This window comes from Actinocrinis sp. (genome assembly GCF_035650855.1).
GTDB lineage: Bacteria > Actinomycetota > Actinomycetes > Streptomycetales > Catenulisporaceae > Actinocrinis.
On record NZ_DASRGV010000093.1, the window covers coordinates 18,015 to 34,632 of the forward strand.

Here is a 16,618-nt window from a genome sequence, read left to right on the forward strand (position 1 = left end):
CCGCTCGCTCGATGGCCGAGCGGGCCGTTCCGGCGGATATAGTGCGATCAGGACGTCGCGGCCGGGAACCACCGTCGCGGCACTATCTCAGAACACTGGGATCGCCGCCCCGGCACGCCGGGGTCCCCCTGGAGGTCCGCCTTGGCAGTGGTGCCCGACCCGCGGTTGGCGCGGCTTCTCGCCGCGATGCGGGCGGTACGGGACGGTGACCTGGGCGCGCGCGCCTCGGTCACCGGCGACGACGAGCTGGCCGAACTCGGCGAGCTGTTCAACCAGCTGGCCGAGCACAATCAAGCGCTGGCCGACCAGATCGCCGGGCTCTCCGGCGCCGCGGCCCTGCGCCGGCTGACCGAGTCGGCCTCCGCCGCCGCGGCCACGGCGGTCGCCGCGACCGGTGCCGCCTCCGCGGCAGGATCCGCCGCCCCCGGCTCCGCATCTCCCGGCCCCGCGTCGGCCGGACCGGCCGCGCCCGCCGCGGTCGCGACCGCGCCCGGCACCGAAAGCGCGGCCGGCGACACTGCGGCCGGCGACACTGCGGCCGGCGACACGAGGACCACCGCCGCCGCGGCGAGGCAGCTCGCGCAGATCGAGCAGGCCAGGCTCGAGCTCAACGAGCACGCCCGGCAGCTGGCCGTCGCCTCGCGGGCCAAGGCCGAGTTCATGGCCAACATCTCGCACGAGCTGCGCACCCCGCTCAGCAGCCTGCTGATCCTGGCCCAGCTGCTCGCCACCAACACCGAAGGCAATCTGACCCCGCGCCAGATGGACTTCGCCCGCACCATCCACGGCGCGGCCCAGGACCTGCTCCAGCTGATCAACGACCTGTTCGACCTGGCCAACGTCGAGAGCGGCCGGATGGCCGTGCACACCGACCGCATCTCCGTCGACACCCTGGTCACCCGCGCGGAGGCGGAAGCCAGGCAGCAGGCCGCGCAGAAGGGCCTCGAACTGATCGTGCAGGTGGCCCAGGACGCGCCGGAGAGCATCGACTCCGACGAGCAGCGGCTCCAGCAGATCCTGCGCAACCTGCTGTCCAACGCGGTGAAGTTCACCGAGCGCGGCAGCATCACCCTGGAGGTCACCCGCGATGCGGTGGACCCGGCGCTGCTGCGTTTCGCGGTGCACGACACCGGGATCGGCATCGCTGCGGACCGGCACGAAGCCATCTTCGAGGCGTTCCAGCACGGCGACAGCGTGACCGGGCGGCGCTTCGGCGGCTCGGGGCTCGGCCTGTCGATCAGCCGCGAACTGACCCGGCTGCTCGGCGGCGAACTGCGGGTGAGCAGCATGCCCGGCCAAGGCAGCACCTTCACGCTCACCGTGCCGATCGAGTCGGGCACTTCGGCGCGCGAGAAGGCCCAGACGCCCGGCCGAACCCGCTCGTCCGGGCAGAGCGGTGCGGCGGGGGGCTCGGGCGCCAAGAAGGCCGCCGCCGCGCGCAACGGCGGTCCGGCCGAGAGCGGGGTCGACGGCTCCGCGGACGCGTTGAGCCCGGCCGAGCTCGCTGAGGCGGCCGCCGCCGCGTCCGACGATTCCACCGGCTTCCTCGCTCTCGGCGTCGAGACGCCTCAGCCGGCCGCAGTCGTCCTCATCGTGGAGCCGCAGGCGGCGCGTGCCATGCAACACGCGGCCCGCACCGCGATCGACGGCGTGGGCAGCATGCGCGGCCGCGTCGACCTGCTCGTCATGCCGGAAGTCACCTCGCGTGAGATCGAGCGGGCACTGACCGGCCACGAGGTCGTCAGCGTACTGGTGAACCTCAGCATGCCGCCCGCCGAGGTCCAGACCCTGCTCGCGACGGTGGCCCGCCTCGATCCGACCGTCCCGGTGCTGGCTTACGAGGCCGGCGCGGGCAGCGGGACGACGGCGCGCCTGGCCGCGCTCGGCAGCGTCCGCGGGCTTGAGGTCATCGGCTCGCGGGCTCAGGCCATCGAGCGCCTGACGCTGCACCTGCTCACCGCGCTGCCCAACCCGACGGCTGAGATGTCGCTGGCCGCCGAGCCGCCGCAGTCCGCGATCCGGTTCAACGGCGAGAAGGTGCTGGTCGTCGACGATGACGTGCGCAACGTCTTCGCGCTGGCCAGCGCGCTGGAATTGCACGGCCTCTCCGTCGTGCACGCCGACAACGGCCGTCAGGGTATCGAGACGCTGTTGCAGAACCCGGATATCAAGCTCGTCCTGATGGACGTCATGATGCCGGGCATGGACGGCTACGCGGCCACCGAGTACATCCGCAGCCTCGAGCAGTTCGCCGAACTCCCGATCATCGCGGTGACCGCCAAGGCGATGACCGGGGACCGGGAACGCAGCCTCGCCGCCGGCGCGAACGCGCACGTGCCCAAGCCGGTCGAAGTGGACGTGCTGCTCGCCCTGATCCGCTCGATGATCTCCGACTGAGCGCTCGCGAGGCCGCCCGGTCGCCAAGCGGTCGCCGTGCGATCCGCTCGTGCTCAGGTGAACCGGACGGCCAGGATGCAGGTGTCGTCGTCGGTGTCGGACTTGATGCGTTGCAGGATCCGGTCCACGTACGCCTCGAGGTCCGGTCCGACCGTCGAAGCCTCGGCAAGCAGGCGCCCCAGGTTCTCGTCGGGACTGTGCCGCCGCCGCTCGATGAGGCCGTCGGTGTAGAGCAGCAGGATGTCTTCCTCCTCCAGCGCGACGGTCACCTCCTCGTACCGGCTGTTCGGGTCCACGCCGAGCATCGTGCCCGTAGGCCGCGGGATGGTGGCCGCGCGGCCCCCGCGTACCAGCACCGGGCTCGGGTGCCCGGCGTTTGCGATACACAGCCGCCGGTCGGCCGGGTCGTAGAGGGCGGCGCAGGCGCTGGCGAGGGTGAAGTTGGGCAGCGAACAGGTCACCGCGTTGAGCCAGCCCAGCAGCTGCTGGCTGTCCGCGCCGGTGAGCGCGAGTCCGTGCAGCGCGTGGAAGAGCTGCGCCATCGCGGTCGCGGCGGCGAAACCGTGCCCCGCGATGTCGCCGACAGTCAGCAGCAGCCGGTTGTCTGGCAGCGGCAGGATGCCGTACCAGTCACCGCCGAGACCGGCACCCGGACTGGCCGGCCGGTAACGCGCGGCGATCTCCAGGCCGGCGGAACGCGGTACGCGCACGGGCTCGACCGGCATGATCACCTGCTGCAGCAGGGTGGCCAGCTGCCGCTCGGACTCGGCCCGGCTGCGCTGCGCGGCCAGCTGGATGTGCGCGATCTCCAGCGCGGTCTGCGCCCGGCGCTGCTCGGTGACGTCCTGCACGGTGCCGAAGACCGAGCTGACCGAGCCGCCCTGGCCGAGGATCGGCTCCCCGGCGATGCGCACGTGCCGGACCGCGCCGTCCGGGCGCACCACCCGGAACTCGCCCTGCGCTTGTCGGCCTCCGCGCAGCAGGGTGCGCATCAGCCGGTCGTGCTCCAGCTGGTCGTCGGGATGCACGGTGTAGGGCGGCCGGTCCCCCGGGACCGGTCCCGGCGGGGTGCGCGAGCCGAAGGCCATCAGCGCCTCGGGCGACCAGTGCACCTCCCGGGTGGCCGCGTCCCACTCCCAGGAGCCGGTCTCGGCCATCCGGCGCAGCCGCGCGGCCACGGCCTCCTCGTCGCCGCGCTGCTCACCGGCCGGGCGCAGCGTGATGTAGAGCAGCGATTCGGCCAGCCGGGTGGCGCTGATCGAGATGGTGCGGCTTCGGCCGCCGTTCTCCCCCGGTCCGAGGTAGGTGTGCGCGGGGTCGCGCAGCGGCGTCCCGGTGAGCAGCACCTCGCGCAGGGCGTCGAAGGCCCCGGAGGTGGCGATCCACGGCAGCGACTCGGTGAGCCTGCGGCCGACCGGGTCCGGGGCCGCCACGCCGCCGGTGATCAGTTCGCGGGCCGCCCGGTTGAGCGCGATGACCCTCAGTCCGCCTATCGAACCGAGCTCACTCTCGCCCGGCTCGTCCGGGGAGTCGTGCCCGTGCTCCATCGGCGTGGGCGCGACGAGCAGCGCGGGCTCCCACGTCGCGTCGATGATCTCCCGCAGCTGGTCGAGCGCGACCGCGTCCTCCAGGGCCGCGCGCCGCTCCGTGGGCTCGTTGGCGAGCCGGCGCGCCCGCACCACCGCCTGCGCGGCGGACTCGATCAGCGTGACGATCTCGCGCCGCACGTCGGTGGTGAACGCGGTGTTCGCCGGCCAGCCCACCTCGACCGCGCCGATGAGCCCGCGGCCGATGCGCAACGGGACGGCCACGTGCAGCGGATTCGGTGAGGTTCCGCCGGCGCCGGCGGGTCCGAGCACGTACGGCGCGCGGAACCCCTCCTGCTGCCCGATCGTGACGACGGTGTCGGCCCAGGTGGCCGTCTGTTCCCGGATGCAGGCGTTGAGCAGGCAGTTCATCTGCGGCGGGATGCGCCGCCACTGGCTGACCACGCGCAGCGGCAGACCCGCGGAGCCGATCAGCTCCAACGCGCCGTCCGGCTCCAGCAGCGCGATCGCCGCCTCCACGGCGCCGGACCAGGCCAGGGTGTCGCCCAGCAGCAGCCGGGCCAGCTCGTCGCCGTCCCGGCTGCGCTGAAGCCTGGCGATGCCGGGGCCGTAGACCGGGACGGCGTCCTCGATCGGCGCCCGGGTACGCGCCTGAGTCTGCTGGCCGACCAGCTCCCCGGCCACCTCGAGCAGGTCCCGCCCGGACCGCCGTTCGATCTCGAGCAGCTGGTCGAAGGCCTCTTTCGGATCGCATTCGAGCCGCGCGGCCAGCACCCCGATCGCCTGGTCGATCAGCCCGTGTTCGAGGAACCTCGCTTGCAGCGCGGCCTCGGCGTGCCGCTGCTCCTCGATGACCCGGGTGAGCACCTCGACGGGCGGGATCAGCCCGGGGCGCGGCACCTGCGGGCCCGGCTGCGGCTGGGCCGCGCGCTCGCGGTCAGGGGGCGTGCTCGCGGCGGACGCGTCACGCGGCGCGTCGCCCGATTGAGCCATCTCCCCTCCCCTTCCAGGGCTGATAGTGGGTGCCGATCCGTTGCATTATGCAGGACGAAAGCCGGCTCGGGCAGCGCGCGCGCTCCAGTCCGCCCGGAGTTTCCGGGGGCGGCGGGGTCGCGCGTCCGGAACGGTTATATCAGCGTCCGCATAACGGGCGCACGGCGGCGCCTGCGGGAGCGGCGCGGCCGCGCCCGGCCCGCGCTGCGAGCGGAGTCCGCGCGAAAGCGCGGCAGGCCGGTCGCGCCTGTCGTGTCGGCGCGAACCGGCCTTCAGCGCGGGCCCCGGCCTACTCGAAGCCGGCTCGCAGGTCTTCGAGGATCCGGGTGAGCAGGCGGGAGACCTGCATCTGGGAGACGTGCAGCTCCTCCCCGATCTGCGACTGCGTCATGCCGCGGAAGAAGCGCATCATCAGGATCCGCTTGTCCCGCTCGCCGAGCTTGGCCAGCAGCGGCTTGAGCACCTCGCGGTTGACCACCGCTTCGAAGCGCGGGTCCTCGCCGCCGACGAACTCGGCCAGGCTGGCGCCCTCGGCGGCGTCGACGCGCACCGGCCGGTCCAGCGAGGCCGTGGTGTACGCCGAGGCCGCGTCCATCGCCTCGATCACCTCTTCCGGGGTCGCCTTGACCTTCTCGGCCAACTCGGCGACGCTCGGCGAGCGCCCGAGTTCCTGAGTGAGCGCCTCGGTGGCCTTGCGCAGCGCGCTGGAGAGCTCCTGCATGCGGCGCGGCACGTGCACGTCCCAGGTGGCGTCCCGGAAGTACCGCTTGATCTCGCCCATGATCATCGGCGTGGCATAGCCGAGGAAGCCGGTGCCGTGGTCGGGGTCGAAGTTGTCCACCGCCTTGACCAGGCCGAGATAGGCGACCTGCACGAAGTCCTCGACGACCTCGCCGTGTCCGCCGTAGCGCGCGGCTATCCGGCGGGCGTAGGCCATGTGGTCTTCGATCACCTCGGCGCGCAGCCGCTCCCGCTCCGGGTCGCCCGGCGGCAGCTTGCGCATCCGGTGGAATATGCGCATCGTCTCGGCCCGCCGCTCGGCGTGCGGGGAGACGGGGGCATTGCTGGGAGCCGAGCTGTTCGCGCTCGCGTCGTCCGACGATTCGTTCGCATCGGCCGCCGTGTCCGGTGTGTCCGGCGCAGCGTCGATCGCCGCGTTGTCGTCAAGCGCGCCGCCGTTCACTGCGCCGCCGTCCGGTATGGCCGCGCCTGAGCCGGACGGCCGCGCCTTCGGCCGCCCGGAGCCGCGCGCCGCCGGGTCGGCCCCCGGCTGCTTATCCTCGACGCTCACCGTTTCCGCCCGGCTCATCAGCTGCCCCGCACCGACAGGTGCTTGACCAGGGTGAGCCGGGCGACGCTGCCCTCCGACTTCCAGGTCAGCTCGTCGACCAACGCGCTGAGCATGATCCAGCCGATGTCGTCGACGTCCGGCTCGACCGAAGACTCGGCCGGGGCGCTCACGGTCACCGCCAGCGAGCCGGGCTGCTCCTCGAAGCGGCACTCGAGCAGCTCGCCGGCCAGGCCGAAGCCCGGGACGAGCAGGAAGAGCCCGCAGGCCTCGTCCACCGCGAGCCGCAGGTCGGTCAGCTCGGCCACGGACAGTCCGAGCCTGGCCGCGATGTGCCCGGCCACCGACCGGACCAGCACCACCTGCTCCCGGTCGGCCGGGATCGACAGCACCACGGTTCGCGGCCCGGGCAGCGAGTCGGGTCCGGCCGGGTTGTCCTCGTGCATCGCTCTGCTTCCCTCCGAGTTGCCCGCAGTCGATTCGGTGTTTTGTAGATCTGGACGTTCGCGCGGATCTCGATCGCGGTCCGCGTGGGGCTCGCGCGCCGGCGGTACGGCGCGGCGGCCCTGGACTCAGCCTGCCAGGGCCTCGTCGACCGTGTCGCGGGTCTGCAGGTGATCGCCGGTGCCGGCCAGGTCGAGCACCCGCTGCACCGCCTGCTGGGGCGCGACGAGCCGGAACGCGGCGCCGCCGGAGGTGGCCCGGTTGCCGGCCTGCAGCAGCACCCGCAGGCCGCTGGAGTCCAGGAAGCTGATCTCGGTCCCGTCGAGCACCACGACGGTCTGCGGCGCCAGCAGCGGCTCGAGTTCGGTCCACAGCCGGTCTGCGGTGGCCAGGTCTAGCTCGCCGCGCACGGTCACCACGTACCGGCCCTGGCCCGAGTCCCCGACGCTGACGCCAAAGCGGTCCATTGGTGCAATCCCCTTGTATTCGTGGTCGTACGAGATGGACCCCTGGTGTCCACGATACTGCCGGCCGGCCGCCATGTCGGTTGGCCGGTCGACTGACTGGTCCGGTCGGTCGGTTACCGCTTCGGTGCGGCCGGTTACTGGCACACGTCTCACCCTTACTCAGTCGAGCGTCCGCTCCTGCTAACCGCTATCCGCGTGGGCAAACCTGATTCGAGCCCCCGAATCGCGCCGGACGACGGTTCCCGGCGCCGTGAACCGGTGACTGGTACCGAATCGTGGCATTCACTGCACGACATCGGCGGTTTGCGACCGCGCGAAACGGAGAGTTCGGCGAGGGTCCACCGCCTCGTCCGCACTCCTGGGAAGGAGCACGCCATGCCCCCGGTCCAAGCCCCCGAGCGCATCCGCCTTTCAGCGTCGGCCGTCGCGGCGCCGCCTGAGGCGAGCGCCCGCCCCGCCACCCGCGCCGCCCGCCCTCGCAAGGCCCCGGTCCCGTACCCCATGCCGGACGACGACTGGCAGGAGCGCGGCGCGTGCCGGACCGCGAATCCGTCGCTGTTCTTCGCTCCCGACCACGAGAGCAACCACCAGCGCCGGTTCCGGGAGACCGCGGCGAAGGCGATCTGCGCGCACTGTCCGGTGCGTGCCGTGTGCCGGGCGTACGCGCTGCAGACCGGGGAGCTGTACGGCATCTGGGGCGGCACGACCGAGCGTGAGCGGATGCGGGCGAACGCGAACCCGCGCCAGGCGGCCGCCACGAGCGTCCGGAAATAGGCTGCAAGAAACGAGCGGCGCCGGCGAGCCACCGCGCCGCCGACGACGTTTTACCGCGCCCGGCCCGAAGGACACGAAGGAGCCTCCACCGTGACCACATCCGATGCCGCCGGTTCGTCGAGGAGCGCCGACCCGTCGGCGCAGACCGCCCAGCCGGACGCCTCCGGAATCGGCCTCGAACACTCCATCCGGGTCTGCCTGTTCGACATGGACGGCGTGCTGACCAAGACGGCGACCGTGCACGCCTCGGCCTGGAAGCAGACCTTCGACGCGCTGCTGCGCGCGCTCAGTGCGCGCGACTCGCGTCCGTTCCAGCCGTTCGACGACGTGAAGGACTACGAGCAGTACGTAGACGGCAAACCGAGGGCTGACGGGGTGCGCTCGTTCCTCATGTCGCGCGGCATCGACCTGCCCGAGGGCAAGCCGGATGACCCGCCGACCGCTGAGACCGTCCAGGGCGTCGGCAACGCGAAGAACGAAGCGTTCAATGACCTGCTGCGCACGCAGGGTGTCGAGCGGTACGAAGGCTCGGTACGTTACGTACAGGCCGTGCGCGCAGCCGGTCTGCGTACCGGCGTGGTCACGTCGAGCGCGAACTGCGACGCGGTGTTGGAGGCCGCGAACATGGCGGACCTCTTCGACGCCACCTTCGACGGCAACGACCTGCGCGAGCACGACCTGCTCGGCAAGCCCGCCCCGGACAGCTACCTCGCGGCGGCGCGGGCGCTCGGGGTCGAGGCCGCACAGGCCGCGGTGTTCGACGACGCGCAGGCGGGGGTGCAGGCGGGCCGGGCCGGCAACTTCGGCAAGGTGATCGGCGTGGACCGGCTCGGGCAGCGCGAGGCGCTGTTCGAGCACGGCGCCGACGTCGTGGTCACCGACCTCGACCAGCTGCTGGCGGCGGCCCGGTGATCGAGCATCCCGTCTTCCAGACCGAGCCCTGGTGCCTGCGCGAGTCGAAGCTCGACCTTGACCTGCTGCCGCATTCCGAGTCGCTGTTCGCCTTGTCGAACGGGCATATCGGCTGGCGCGGGAATCTGGACGAGGGCGAGCCGCACGGGCTTCCGGGCGCGTATCTCAACGGCGTCTACGAGCTGCGCCCCCTCCCCTACGCCGAGGCGGGCTTCGGCTATCCGGACTCGGGCGAGACCCTGATCAACATCACCAACGGCAAGCTCATCCGACTGCTCGTGGACGACGAGCCGTTCGACGTGCGCTACGGAAAGCTGCACTCGCACGAGCGCACGCTCGACCTGCGCGCGGGCGTGCTGCGCCGCGATGCCGAGTGGGAGTCCCCGGCCGGGCGCACGGTGCGGATCCGCTCGACGCGGCTGGTGTCGCTCACGCAGCGTTCGATCGCAGCGGTCTGCTTCGAGGTCGAGGCGGTGGACGGGCCGGCCCGGGTGGTGGTGCAGTCGGAGCTGATCGCCAACGAGGAACTGCCGCCGGCCGCCGCCGACCCGCGCGCCGCCGCGGCGCTCTCCTCGCCGCTGCAGGCCGATCTGCACGAGGAGTTCGGCGACGAGCAGATCACCATGGTGCACACGGTGCGTCGCAGCAAGCTGCGGGTCGGGGCGGCGATGGGCCACATCGTCGAGGGGCCGGAGAGCACCCGAAGCCGGGCGGTCAGCGAGGCGGACCTCGGCCGGTACACGGTCGGCGCGCTGCTGCAGCCGGGCGAGACGCTCAAGCTGATCAAGTTCGTCGCCTACGGCTGGTCGGCCACCCGGTCGCTGCCCGCCGTGCGCGATCAGGTCGACGCGGCACTGAGCGCGGTGCGGCAGACCGGCTGGGACGGGCTGCTCACGGAGCAGCGCGCGTGCCTCGACACGTTCTGGTCCTGCGCGGACGTGGACATCGAGGGCGATCCGGAGATCCAGCAGGCGGTCCGGTTCGCGCTGTTCCACCTCTACCAGGCGGGCGTGCGGGCGGAGCAGCGGGCGATCCCGGCCAAGGGGCTGACCGGCAGCGGATATGACGGGCACGCCTTCTGGGACACCGAGACGTTCGTGCTCCAGGTGCTCACGTATACGGCCCCTTATGCGGTCGCGCACGCGCTGCGCTGGCGGCAGAGCACGCTGCCGGTGGCGCGGGAGCGGGCGACGCAGCTCGGCTTGAGCGGCGCGGCCTTCCCGTGGCGCACCATCTCAGGGCAGGAATGCTCCGGCTACTGGCCGGCCGGCACCGCGGCCTTCCACATCAACGCGGACATCGCCGACGCCGTGCTGCGCTACCAGCTGGCCACGCACGACCATGGTTTCGAGCGCGAGACCGGGTTGGAGCTGCTGGTGGAGACGGCGCGGCTGTGGTGCTCGCTCGGGCACTTCGACGGCGCCGGACAGTTCCGCATCGAAGGCGTCACCGGTCCCGACGAGTACAGCGCGCTGGCCGACAACAACGTGTACACCAACCTCATGGCGCAGCAGAATCTCAATGCCGCCGCGGACGCCGTACAGTGCGATCCCGATTGGGCGCACCAGTTCGACGTGACCCCGGACGAGGTGGACCACTGGCGCGCCGCGGCCAAAGGCATGTTCGTGCCCTATGACGAGACGCGCGGGGTGCATCCGCAGGCTGAAGGCTTTACCGAGCACGAGTTCTGGGACTTCGAGAGCACGAAGCCGGACCAGTACCCGCTGCTGCTGCACTTCCCCTACTTCCAGCTCTACCGCAAGCAGGTGATCAAGCAGGCGGATCTGGTGCTGGCGCTGCACCTGCGCGGCGACGCCTTCGACCACCGGGACAAGGCCCGGGACTTCGAGTACTGCGAACCGCTGACCGTGCGCGACTCGTCCCTGTCCGCGTGCAGCCAGGCGGTGGTCGCGGCCGAGGTCGGACATCTGCGGCTGGCCTACGACTACCTCGGCGAGGCCGCGCTGATGGACATCGCCAACCTGGAGAAGAACACCGCGGACGGCCTGCACCTGGCCGCGCTCGCGGGCAGCTGGATCGCGCTGGTGGCCGGATTCGGCGGGATGCGGCACCGCGAGGACGGCCTGTTCTTCGCGCCGCGCCTGCCTGCGGGCTGGGACCGGATGACCTTCCGGCTGCTGCTGGACGGCAGGGTGCTGACGGTGGAGGTCCGTAAGGATCAGGCCACGTACACGCTCGCCGCGCGGCCGGCCTTCGGCGCGGACCCGGAGGCCGCGGCGGACTCGGTGCCCGAACTCTCGCCGCGACCCGAGCAGGCGACGGCCGACGCAGCGGACGGGGCGGACGGGCAGTCGCAGGCTTCGGATGCGCAGACCGACGCCGTCCGCCTGGAACTGCGCCACCACGGCACCAAGCTCACCGTCCGGGCCGGGGGCTCGGTCAGCGCACCGATTCCGGAGCCGGTGGCCCATCCCGCGCCCAAGCAGCCGCCGGGCCGGGAGCCGCGCCGCCGCTGAGCCGGCGGCGGCAAGAGCTGTCGAGACGAAAACGAGGCGACCGCGACACGAAGCGGCCGAGCCGATCGGGCTAGTCGGCTCGGCCGCTTCGGTTTCATAGACGCCTGGAGAGGTTTGTGGCCTCGGCGAGGTTGGTCACCGTCGTGTCAGCGGTCGTCAGTGTCGGGCGCCGTCAGTGTCGGGCGCCGTCAGTGTCAGTGGTCGTCGAAGTCGGAGGCGTCGAGCCGCATACCGGAATCGACGCCCTCGTCCGCCTCCGCGGCGCACACGGCGCGTCCGGCCGAGGAGAGCCAGATGCGGTTGGCGAGCGCCACCGTCTCGCGTTCCTCGGCGGCGACGGCGAGCAGTTCCTGCTCCTCCGCCACCACGTCGAGCAGCACCCGCGCCGCCTCGCCGCTGCGCCGCTCCTGGTCCTTGGCGCGCTCCAACTGCTGTTGCGCCCGCGCCAGGCCCTCGAGATCGCCGATGCGCTGTTCCTCGCGCACCAGGATCTGCGCCGCCTGGGTGGCCGCGTGGGCGGAGGCGACTCCGAGCTCTGTCACGTGCTGGACCCGGGCGAGTTCCTCGCTCCAGACTCGGCAGACCTCTTGCTCGGCCTCTGCGACAGCCTGGTCCCGCGCCGCCCGGCCGAGTGCGCGAAGGTACTCGTCCACGGCAGCCGCCGTACGGCCCCTGCTGTTGCGCCCGATCTCACTCACCCGCTCGCCCCTTGCTCCCGCGACCGCTCGGATCGCCGTCGGCTGACCAGGACTTCCGGATGCCCAGCGCGTCATATTCGAAACGGCACGGCGACCAGGATCGTTCACCCGACCGGGATCGAGCGCGGTTGATGAAAGGAGCTGAGGTTCAGCTTCGCAGGGGCCGGCGGCCGGTGCGTACCGCGCGATCACTCGCCGTTGCCGGAACGCTTTCCACGGCGGCGGATCACCGCGACCAGGCCGATGATCGCCGACCCGACGGCCGTTTCGCGCGGGTGCTTCTTGACGACGTCGACGGCGCGGCTCCCCTTCTCGCGCACGGGAGGCGGAGTCGAATGCCGGACTCGCTCGGCCAGTTCGCCGGCTTGCCTGGTGATGCGCTGCTTGGCCTGCGCGGCGCGGGTCTGGGCGTCGACGGCCGTGCCCTCGGCGGCTTCGCCCGCGAGGATGACCCGTTGTCCGGCGGCCTCACCGACGTGGGCGACTCGCTCTGCCGCCGCTCCGCCGACTTGAGCGATGCGCGCGGCAGCGACCTCACCGGCGTGCGCCACCTTGTCGCCTGCGGCCTCGCTCACCTGAGCGACGCGTTGGCCGAGCCGTTCGCCGACCGCGGCGATCGACCCCTTGGGCAGGCCGCCGCGCTGGGCCTCGGCTTCTGCTTCAGCTTCCGTCTCCGTCTCGCCTGCGGGTCCCGCATCGGGCTCGGCTGCTGCCTTCGCCTCGGCTTCCGCCACGGGTTCGGCTTCAGCCACGGGTTCCGTTTCGGCCACCGGCTCCGCCGCGGGCACCGGCTCGGCCGCGGGAACTACCTCGGTCTCGCCGCCGGACGCGCCGGTCTCGCGCTGTTCCGCGTTCTCCCCAGCTGCCGCCGCTGCGTGCTCAGCCGCCGTCTGCTCAGGCGGACGCGACAGTTCCTCACTCATCTCGACTGTTCCTCCCTCATCTCGGCCCTCGTCCTTCGGGCAGGGCGAACCAGACCCCCTTCAACCTGCCCTAGTCCAATAACCGCGCCCGCGCAAGTCATGCGCGCGAGGGCTCATGGCCTGGCGGTACGCGGGTACACGACGTCGAATCTGACGGCCAGTCCGATGCGGCCCGGCACCCCGGGATGGCGATCGCGGCCGGGAGGGAGATACCGACCGATGAGACGCACCAGCTTCGTCGGCGCACTGATCGTGATCACGCTCGGCGGCGTGTTCGCCTTCGCTATCCAGTCCAGCCCCAGGTGGCTCGACCTGCACGCGGCGGGACTGATCATGATGGTGGCCGGCATCGCCGATCTGGTCATCCGCTTCGCCCTCGGCGACAGCCCGCTGCTCGGCCATGAGGCGGCGGACGTCGCGGCAGTCGTGGAGCCGCTCGGCGAGCCGATCCTGGACGTGTTCGGCAACCCGATCACCACCGCGCCGCCGCCTGCCGTGCTGCAGGCGCCGCCGCTGCTGGAGGTGCCTGTCCCCTACAGCCAGCCCTCCGACGACCCGTCGGGCGGCGACGGGACCGGCAGCAGCACCGGCCTGGGCAACCCGGTCGCCACGACCAGCGCGCGGCCGGCGGCTCCGGAAGACACGCAGGACATACCGCTGGTGGAAGGCGCCGGGGTCGAGGTGATCCGTCCGCTGAACCCGATGGAGCGCTACGCGACGCACGACCGCGCGGTCCACGACCAGGTCGTCCGGCAGGTCGGCGACTACGAGGCGCCCCCCTCGCTGGCCCCTGTCTCGCCGCTGACCGGACGGCCGGTGCGCGTCCGTCGGCGGCTCAGGCGCCGCTGACCGGCTAGCACCGAGCGGGTCGAGAGCGAACGAATGACCGAGGGTGCCGCCCGATTCGGGCGGCACCCTCGGTCTTTGCTGTTCTGCCGGCTGGGAGAGGGCAAAGGTATGGGGCCCGCCGGGGGAGGGGGGAGGGCACCCGGCAGGCCCTACGCACCGGTTAACCGCGAACCGCGGGACTAAACGGGGCCAATCCAAGTTGCTCGGGAATCTTTCGCCGGCCTCGGCGCGGCGATCAGTCCTTTGGCAGCGCGGGGCCGCCGCGCAGGATCGCCTCCGCGACATCGCCTTCGCGCTCGACCCGCGCGAGCACGTCGGCGGCCTCGAAGACCAGCGAGCCCGGATCGGCCTTCTCGACCTCCTGCCAGCGCAGCGGCACCGCGACCGTGGGCCTCGGCTTTGCGCGCAGCGAGTAGGGCGCGACGGTCGTCTTCGGGCCGCTGTTCTGGCTCCAGTCGATGAACACCTTGCCCGGCCGCTGAGCCCTCGCCATCTGCGTCACCGCGAGATCAGGGTGCTGCTTCTCAAGGGCGGAGGCGATGCGGTGTGCGTAGCCGGCGGCTTGTTCGGGCGGAGTCTCGCGGATCGGCGCGTAAAGGTGCATGCCCTTGCCACCGGACACGCCCGGGTACGTCGTGATCCCGTCCGCGTCGAGCGCTTCACGCAGCAGCAGCGCGACTTGGACGCACTCGGCCAGCCCGGCCGGAGCGCCCGGATCGAGGTCGAAGATGAGCCGGTCCACGCCACGGATGCCGCCACGCGGGCCGACGCGCCACGGCGGCACGTGCAGTTCGATCCCGGCGAGGTTCGCGGCCCAGGCCAGCGCCGCCGTGCTCTCGATCATGAGGTAGCGCACCGTGTCGCGCCCCTTTGTACTGTGCGGCGCGGCGAGCGTGACCGTGCGCAGCCACGAGGGCGTGTTCGGCGGGGCGTTCTTGTTGAAGAAGCCGGACTCGCCGGTGCCGTCCGGGAAGCGGTTGAGCGTCACCGGGCGACCGGCCAGGTGCGGCAGCAGGACAGGCGCGATCCGGCGGTAGTAGTCGACCATGTCGCCCTTGGTGAATCCCGCCTCGGGAAACAGGACCTTGTCCTGGTTGGAGAGGCGCACCCGGTGCTCGTCGATGCTGACGAGGGTGGCCGAGCCGCGGGTGGTCACGGCCGTTTCCAGCCGTCCGCCCAGGGCGCCGCGTCGCCAGGCTCGGGCTCAGGCTCGGACTGTGATCCGGCGTCGTCAGCCGGCATGGGCGGGGTGTCCTGCGCGATCGCCGGACCGGGCGTCGGTCCCGGCAGCGGCGGCTCGGGATCCGGTCCCGGCGGCCGCGGCGGCACCGGGTCGGGCTCCGGCAGCGGAGGCGCCGGATCGGGACCTCCCGGCCTGGGCGGCACTGGATCGGGTCCGGGCGGGCCCGGCGGCGGCGCGGGCACCGGGTCTGGCTGGATCGGATCCGGCCTCGCCGGGTCGGGCTGCATCGGGCCAGGATGCATCGGGTCGGGCGGATCGGGAGTCGGGGTGAGCGGATCGGTCGGCTCGGGCCCCGGAAGGCGTACTTCGGGCTCACCGTCCGTGATCACGTCGGTGAAGATCGCTTCTGTCATGCCTCGACGGCTACCCTGGCGTCGCCGAGACATGCGTCGTCGAAGGCGGGCCGCGGCCGTTTGGTGAACCGATTGCCGGTGGCGGTGGCACTCGGCCGGCTCTGTGTCGAACCGGCTCGCAAGGACGAGTGCTTCGCAGAGGGTGAATCCGTGTCCTGCAGAATCAGCGTCGCGCCGGGGGAAGAGGGCGCTTAACGCTTCGCGGGGTTCCGGGCGACCAGCAGTCCGCTGCGGAAGGCCGTGTCCACGGCCTGCGCGCGCGAGCTGACGCCGAGTTTGACGTAGATGCGCCGCAGATGCGACTTGATCGTGTGCTGCGATACCCAGAGCTTGCGGCCGACTTGGACGTCGGTCATGCCTACTGCGACGCCTTCGAGGACCTGGACCTCGCGGTAGGAGACGTCCGGGTTCCAGGCGATCTTGCGGCGCGGGCCGAAGTCGCCGCGGCAGTGCGCGATAGCCACCGCGTGAGCGGAGTTCATGGCGCCCAGGGCGTCCAGGATGTGCGCCATGTGGCTCTTCACCGTGTGCCGGGCTATGCCCAGCTGGGCGGCCACTTCCTCGTTCGTCTTGCCGTCCGCGATCAGTGCCAGCACCTCGATCTCGCGGGCGGTCAGCGGCCGACGCAGCCGGCGGGGGCGGGCGTCGCGCTGCCGCGCTTCCTGTGCGGCGGGGCGCGCGACGGTAAGGCGCGCGGGCCGAAGTGGCGGGGCGGTCGCCTCCGTAAGTGTCACCTGGCACCTCCATGAATCTGCGAGCCGGCCGGTCGCACCGCGCAGCGGTTGGTCCGGAATCCGGCTTCGGGTCGAAAGCAGCGCCGCTGTACCCCGAGAAGCGCGAAGCATGCACCCGTTTCCGAAGCGATTCGGTTCAGTGTCGCGACGCTGCTCAGACCGGCATGTTCGTCAGCTTGTGGCATTCGCTGTCACGGCTCGCGGTTACGACTTGCGGCCGCGCGAGGAGGACAGCGCACGCTCCAACTGCGCCTTGTCCATCGTGGAGCGGCCCTTGATGTCGCGGCGCTGGGCCTCGGCGTAGAGCTCGCGGTAGGTCTGACCGGAGCCGCTTGAGCTGCGGGAATTACTTGAGCTGCGAGAACTGCTGCCGGAGCTGCGGGAGCCGCCGGAACGCTGGCCGCCGCGGCTTGACGGGGACGGTCCGCGGTTCGAACTGGGGCTTGAGGACTTGGCCTCGCCGCTGCGCGCCCGCTCCTTGTTCACCGTCCGCGCGGCGATCTCCTCCGCGCGCTTCGT

At 71.9% G+C, this 16,618-nt stretch carries 15 protein-coding genes; 5 read left to right on the forward strand and 10 right to left on the reverse strand.

The window, feature by feature from the left end; translation table 11 throughout:
* Positions 1–147: 147 nt before the first annotated feature.
* On the forward strand, positions 148–2,397 hold the full coding sequence (locus VFB40_RS07515) for an ATP-binding protein (protein WP_324848583.1): 2,250 nt from the start codon (positions 148–150) through the stop codon (positions 2,395–2,397).
* 53 nt (positions 2,398–2,450) lie between these two features.
* Here the strand turns inward: VFB40_RS07515 and VFB40_RS07520 are convergent, their stop codons facing one another.
* The 4 genes from VFB40_RS07520 to VFB40_RS07535 form a co-directional block, all read right to left on the reverse strand.
* On the reverse strand, positions 2,451–4,937 hold the full coding sequence (locus VFB40_RS07520) for a SpoIIE family protein phosphatase (RefSeq protein WP_324848569.1): 2,487 nt from the start codon (positions 4,935–4,937) through the stop codon (positions 2,451–2,453).
* 289 nt (positions 4,938–5,226) lie between these two features.
* Complete coding sequence (locus VFB40_RS07525) at positions 5,227–6,228, reverse strand: SigB/SigF/SigG family RNA polymerase sigma factor (protein WP_324848570.1); 1,002 nt, start codon at positions 6,226–6,228, stop codon at positions 5,227–5,229.
* 17 nt (positions 6,229–6,245) lie between these two features.
* Positions 6,246–6,671 (reverse strand): ATP-binding protein, encoded by a 426-nt coding sequence (locus tag VFB40_RS07530; protein WP_324848571.1) that lies wholly within the window; start codon positions 6,669–6,671, stop codon positions 6,246–6,248.
* Positions 6,672–6,797: 126 nt separating this feature from the next.
* A complete protein-coding gene (locus VFB40_RS07535; protein WP_324848572.1) occupies positions 6,798–7,136 on the reverse strand; it encodes an STAS domain-containing protein in 339 nt (112 codons plus the stop codon).
* 375 nt (positions 7,137–7,511) lie between these two features.
* On the opposite strand from VFB40_RS07535, the gene VFB40_RS07540 reads away from it, so the two are divergent.
* From VFB40_RS07540 to VFB40_RS07550, 3 genes are all read left to right on the forward strand, one after another.
* Entirely contained in the window at positions 7,512–7,910 is a 399-nt protein-coding gene (locus VFB40_RS07540) for a WhiB family transcriptional regulator (RefSeq protein WP_324848573.1), read from the forward strand.
* 168 nt (positions 7,911–8,078) lie between these two features.
* Positions 8,079–8,822 carry an HAD family hydrolase gene (locus VFB40_RS07545; RefSeq protein ID WP_349261381.1) on the forward strand — a complete coding sequence of 248 codons (744 nt, stop codon included), beginning with the start codon at positions 8,079–8,081 and terminating at the stop codon, positions 8,820–8,822.
* The gene (locus VFB40_RS07550) at positions 8,819–11,299 is read left to right on the forward strand and encodes a glycoside hydrolase family 65 protein (protein ID WP_324848575.1); all 2,481 of its coding nucleotides are present in this window, start codon (positions 8,819–8,821) and stop codon (positions 11,297–11,299) included. The genes VFB40_RS07545 and VFB40_RS07550 overlap by 4 nt, the downstream gene beginning before the upstream one ends.
* A 194-nt stretch (positions 11,300–11,493) precedes the next feature.
* On the opposite strand, the gene VFB40_RS07555 is transcribed toward VFB40_RS07550, so the two are convergent.
* Together VFB40_RS07555 and VFB40_RS07560 are read right to left on the reverse strand one after the other, a co-directional pair.
* A complete protein-coding gene (locus VFB40_RS07555; RefSeq protein WP_324848576.1) occupies positions 11,494–11,997 on the reverse strand; it encodes a hypothetical protein in 504 nt (167 codons plus the stop codon).
* Between the two features lie 188 nt (positions 11,998–12,185).
* Entirely contained in the window at positions 12,186–12,785 is a 600-nt protein-coding gene (locus tag VFB40_RS07560) for a hypothetical protein (protein WP_324848577.1), read from the reverse strand.
* A 354-nt stretch (positions 12,786–13,139) separates the two neighbouring features.
* Between VFB40_RS07560 and VFB40_RS07565 the strand changes: the two genes are divergently transcribed.
* Positions 13,140–13,769 carry a hypothetical protein gene (locus VFB40_RS07565; RefSeq protein WP_324848578.1) on the forward strand — a complete coding sequence of 210 codons (630 nt, stop codon included), beginning with the start codon at positions 13,140–13,142 and terminating at the stop codon, positions 13,767–13,769.
* A 235-nt stretch (positions 13,770–14,004) separates the two neighbouring features.
* On the opposite strand, the gene ligD is transcribed toward VFB40_RS07565, so the two are convergent.
* The 4 genes from ligD to VFB40_RS07585 form a co-directional block, all read right to left on the reverse strand.
* Entirely contained in the window at positions 14,005–14,925 is a 921-nt protein-coding gene (gene ligD / locus VFB40_RS07570; protein WP_324848579.1) for a non-homologous end-joining DNA ligase, read from the reverse strand.
* On the reverse strand, positions 14,922–15,365 hold the full coding sequence (locus tag VFB40_RS07575; RefSeq protein WP_324848580.1) for a hypothetical protein: 444 nt from the start codon (positions 15,363–15,365) through the stop codon (positions 14,922–14,924). The genes ligD and VFB40_RS07575 overlap by 4 nt, the downstream gene beginning before the upstream one ends.
* Before the next feature lie 191 nt (positions 15,366–15,556).
* Positions 15,557–16,099 (reverse strand): LuxR family transcriptional regulator, encoded by a 543-nt coding sequence (locus VFB40_RS07580; protein WP_324848581.1) that lies wholly within the window; start codon positions 16,097–16,099, stop codon positions 15,557–15,559.
* Positions 16,100–16,303: 204 nt separating this feature from the next.
* Positions 16,304–16,618: hypothetical protein (locus VFB40_RS07585; protein WP_324848582.1), on the reverse strand; the 315-nt coding region annotated here is incomplete at its 5' end.

Bases quoted from the DNA above. Each gene is read 5' to 3' on its own strand.
- VFB40_RS07520 (WP_324848569.1), bottom strand. From the start codon at position 4,937: ATGGCTCAATCGGGCGACGCGCCGCGTGACGCGTCCGCCGCGAGCACG.
- VFB40_RS07530 (WP_324848571.1), bottom strand. From the start codon at position 6,671: ATGCACGAGGACAACCCGGCCGGACCCGACTCGCTGCCCGGGCCGCGA.
- VFB40_RS07535 (WP_324848572.1), bottom strand. From the start codon at position 7,136: ATGGACCGCTTTGGCGTCAGCGTCGGGGACTCGGGCCAGGGCCGGTAC.
- VFB40_RS07540 (WP_324848573.1), top strand. From the start codon at position 7,512: ATGCCCCCGGTCCAAGCCCCCGAGCGCATCCGCCTTTCAGCGTCGGCC.
- VFB40_RS07565 (WP_324848578.1), top strand. From the start codon at position 13,140: ATGAGACGCACCAGCTTCGTCGGCGCACTGATCGTGATCACGCTCGGC.
- VFB40_RS07575 (WP_324848580.1), bottom strand. From the start codon at position 15,365: ATGACAGAAGCGATCTTCACCGACGTGATCACGGACGGTGAGCCCGAA.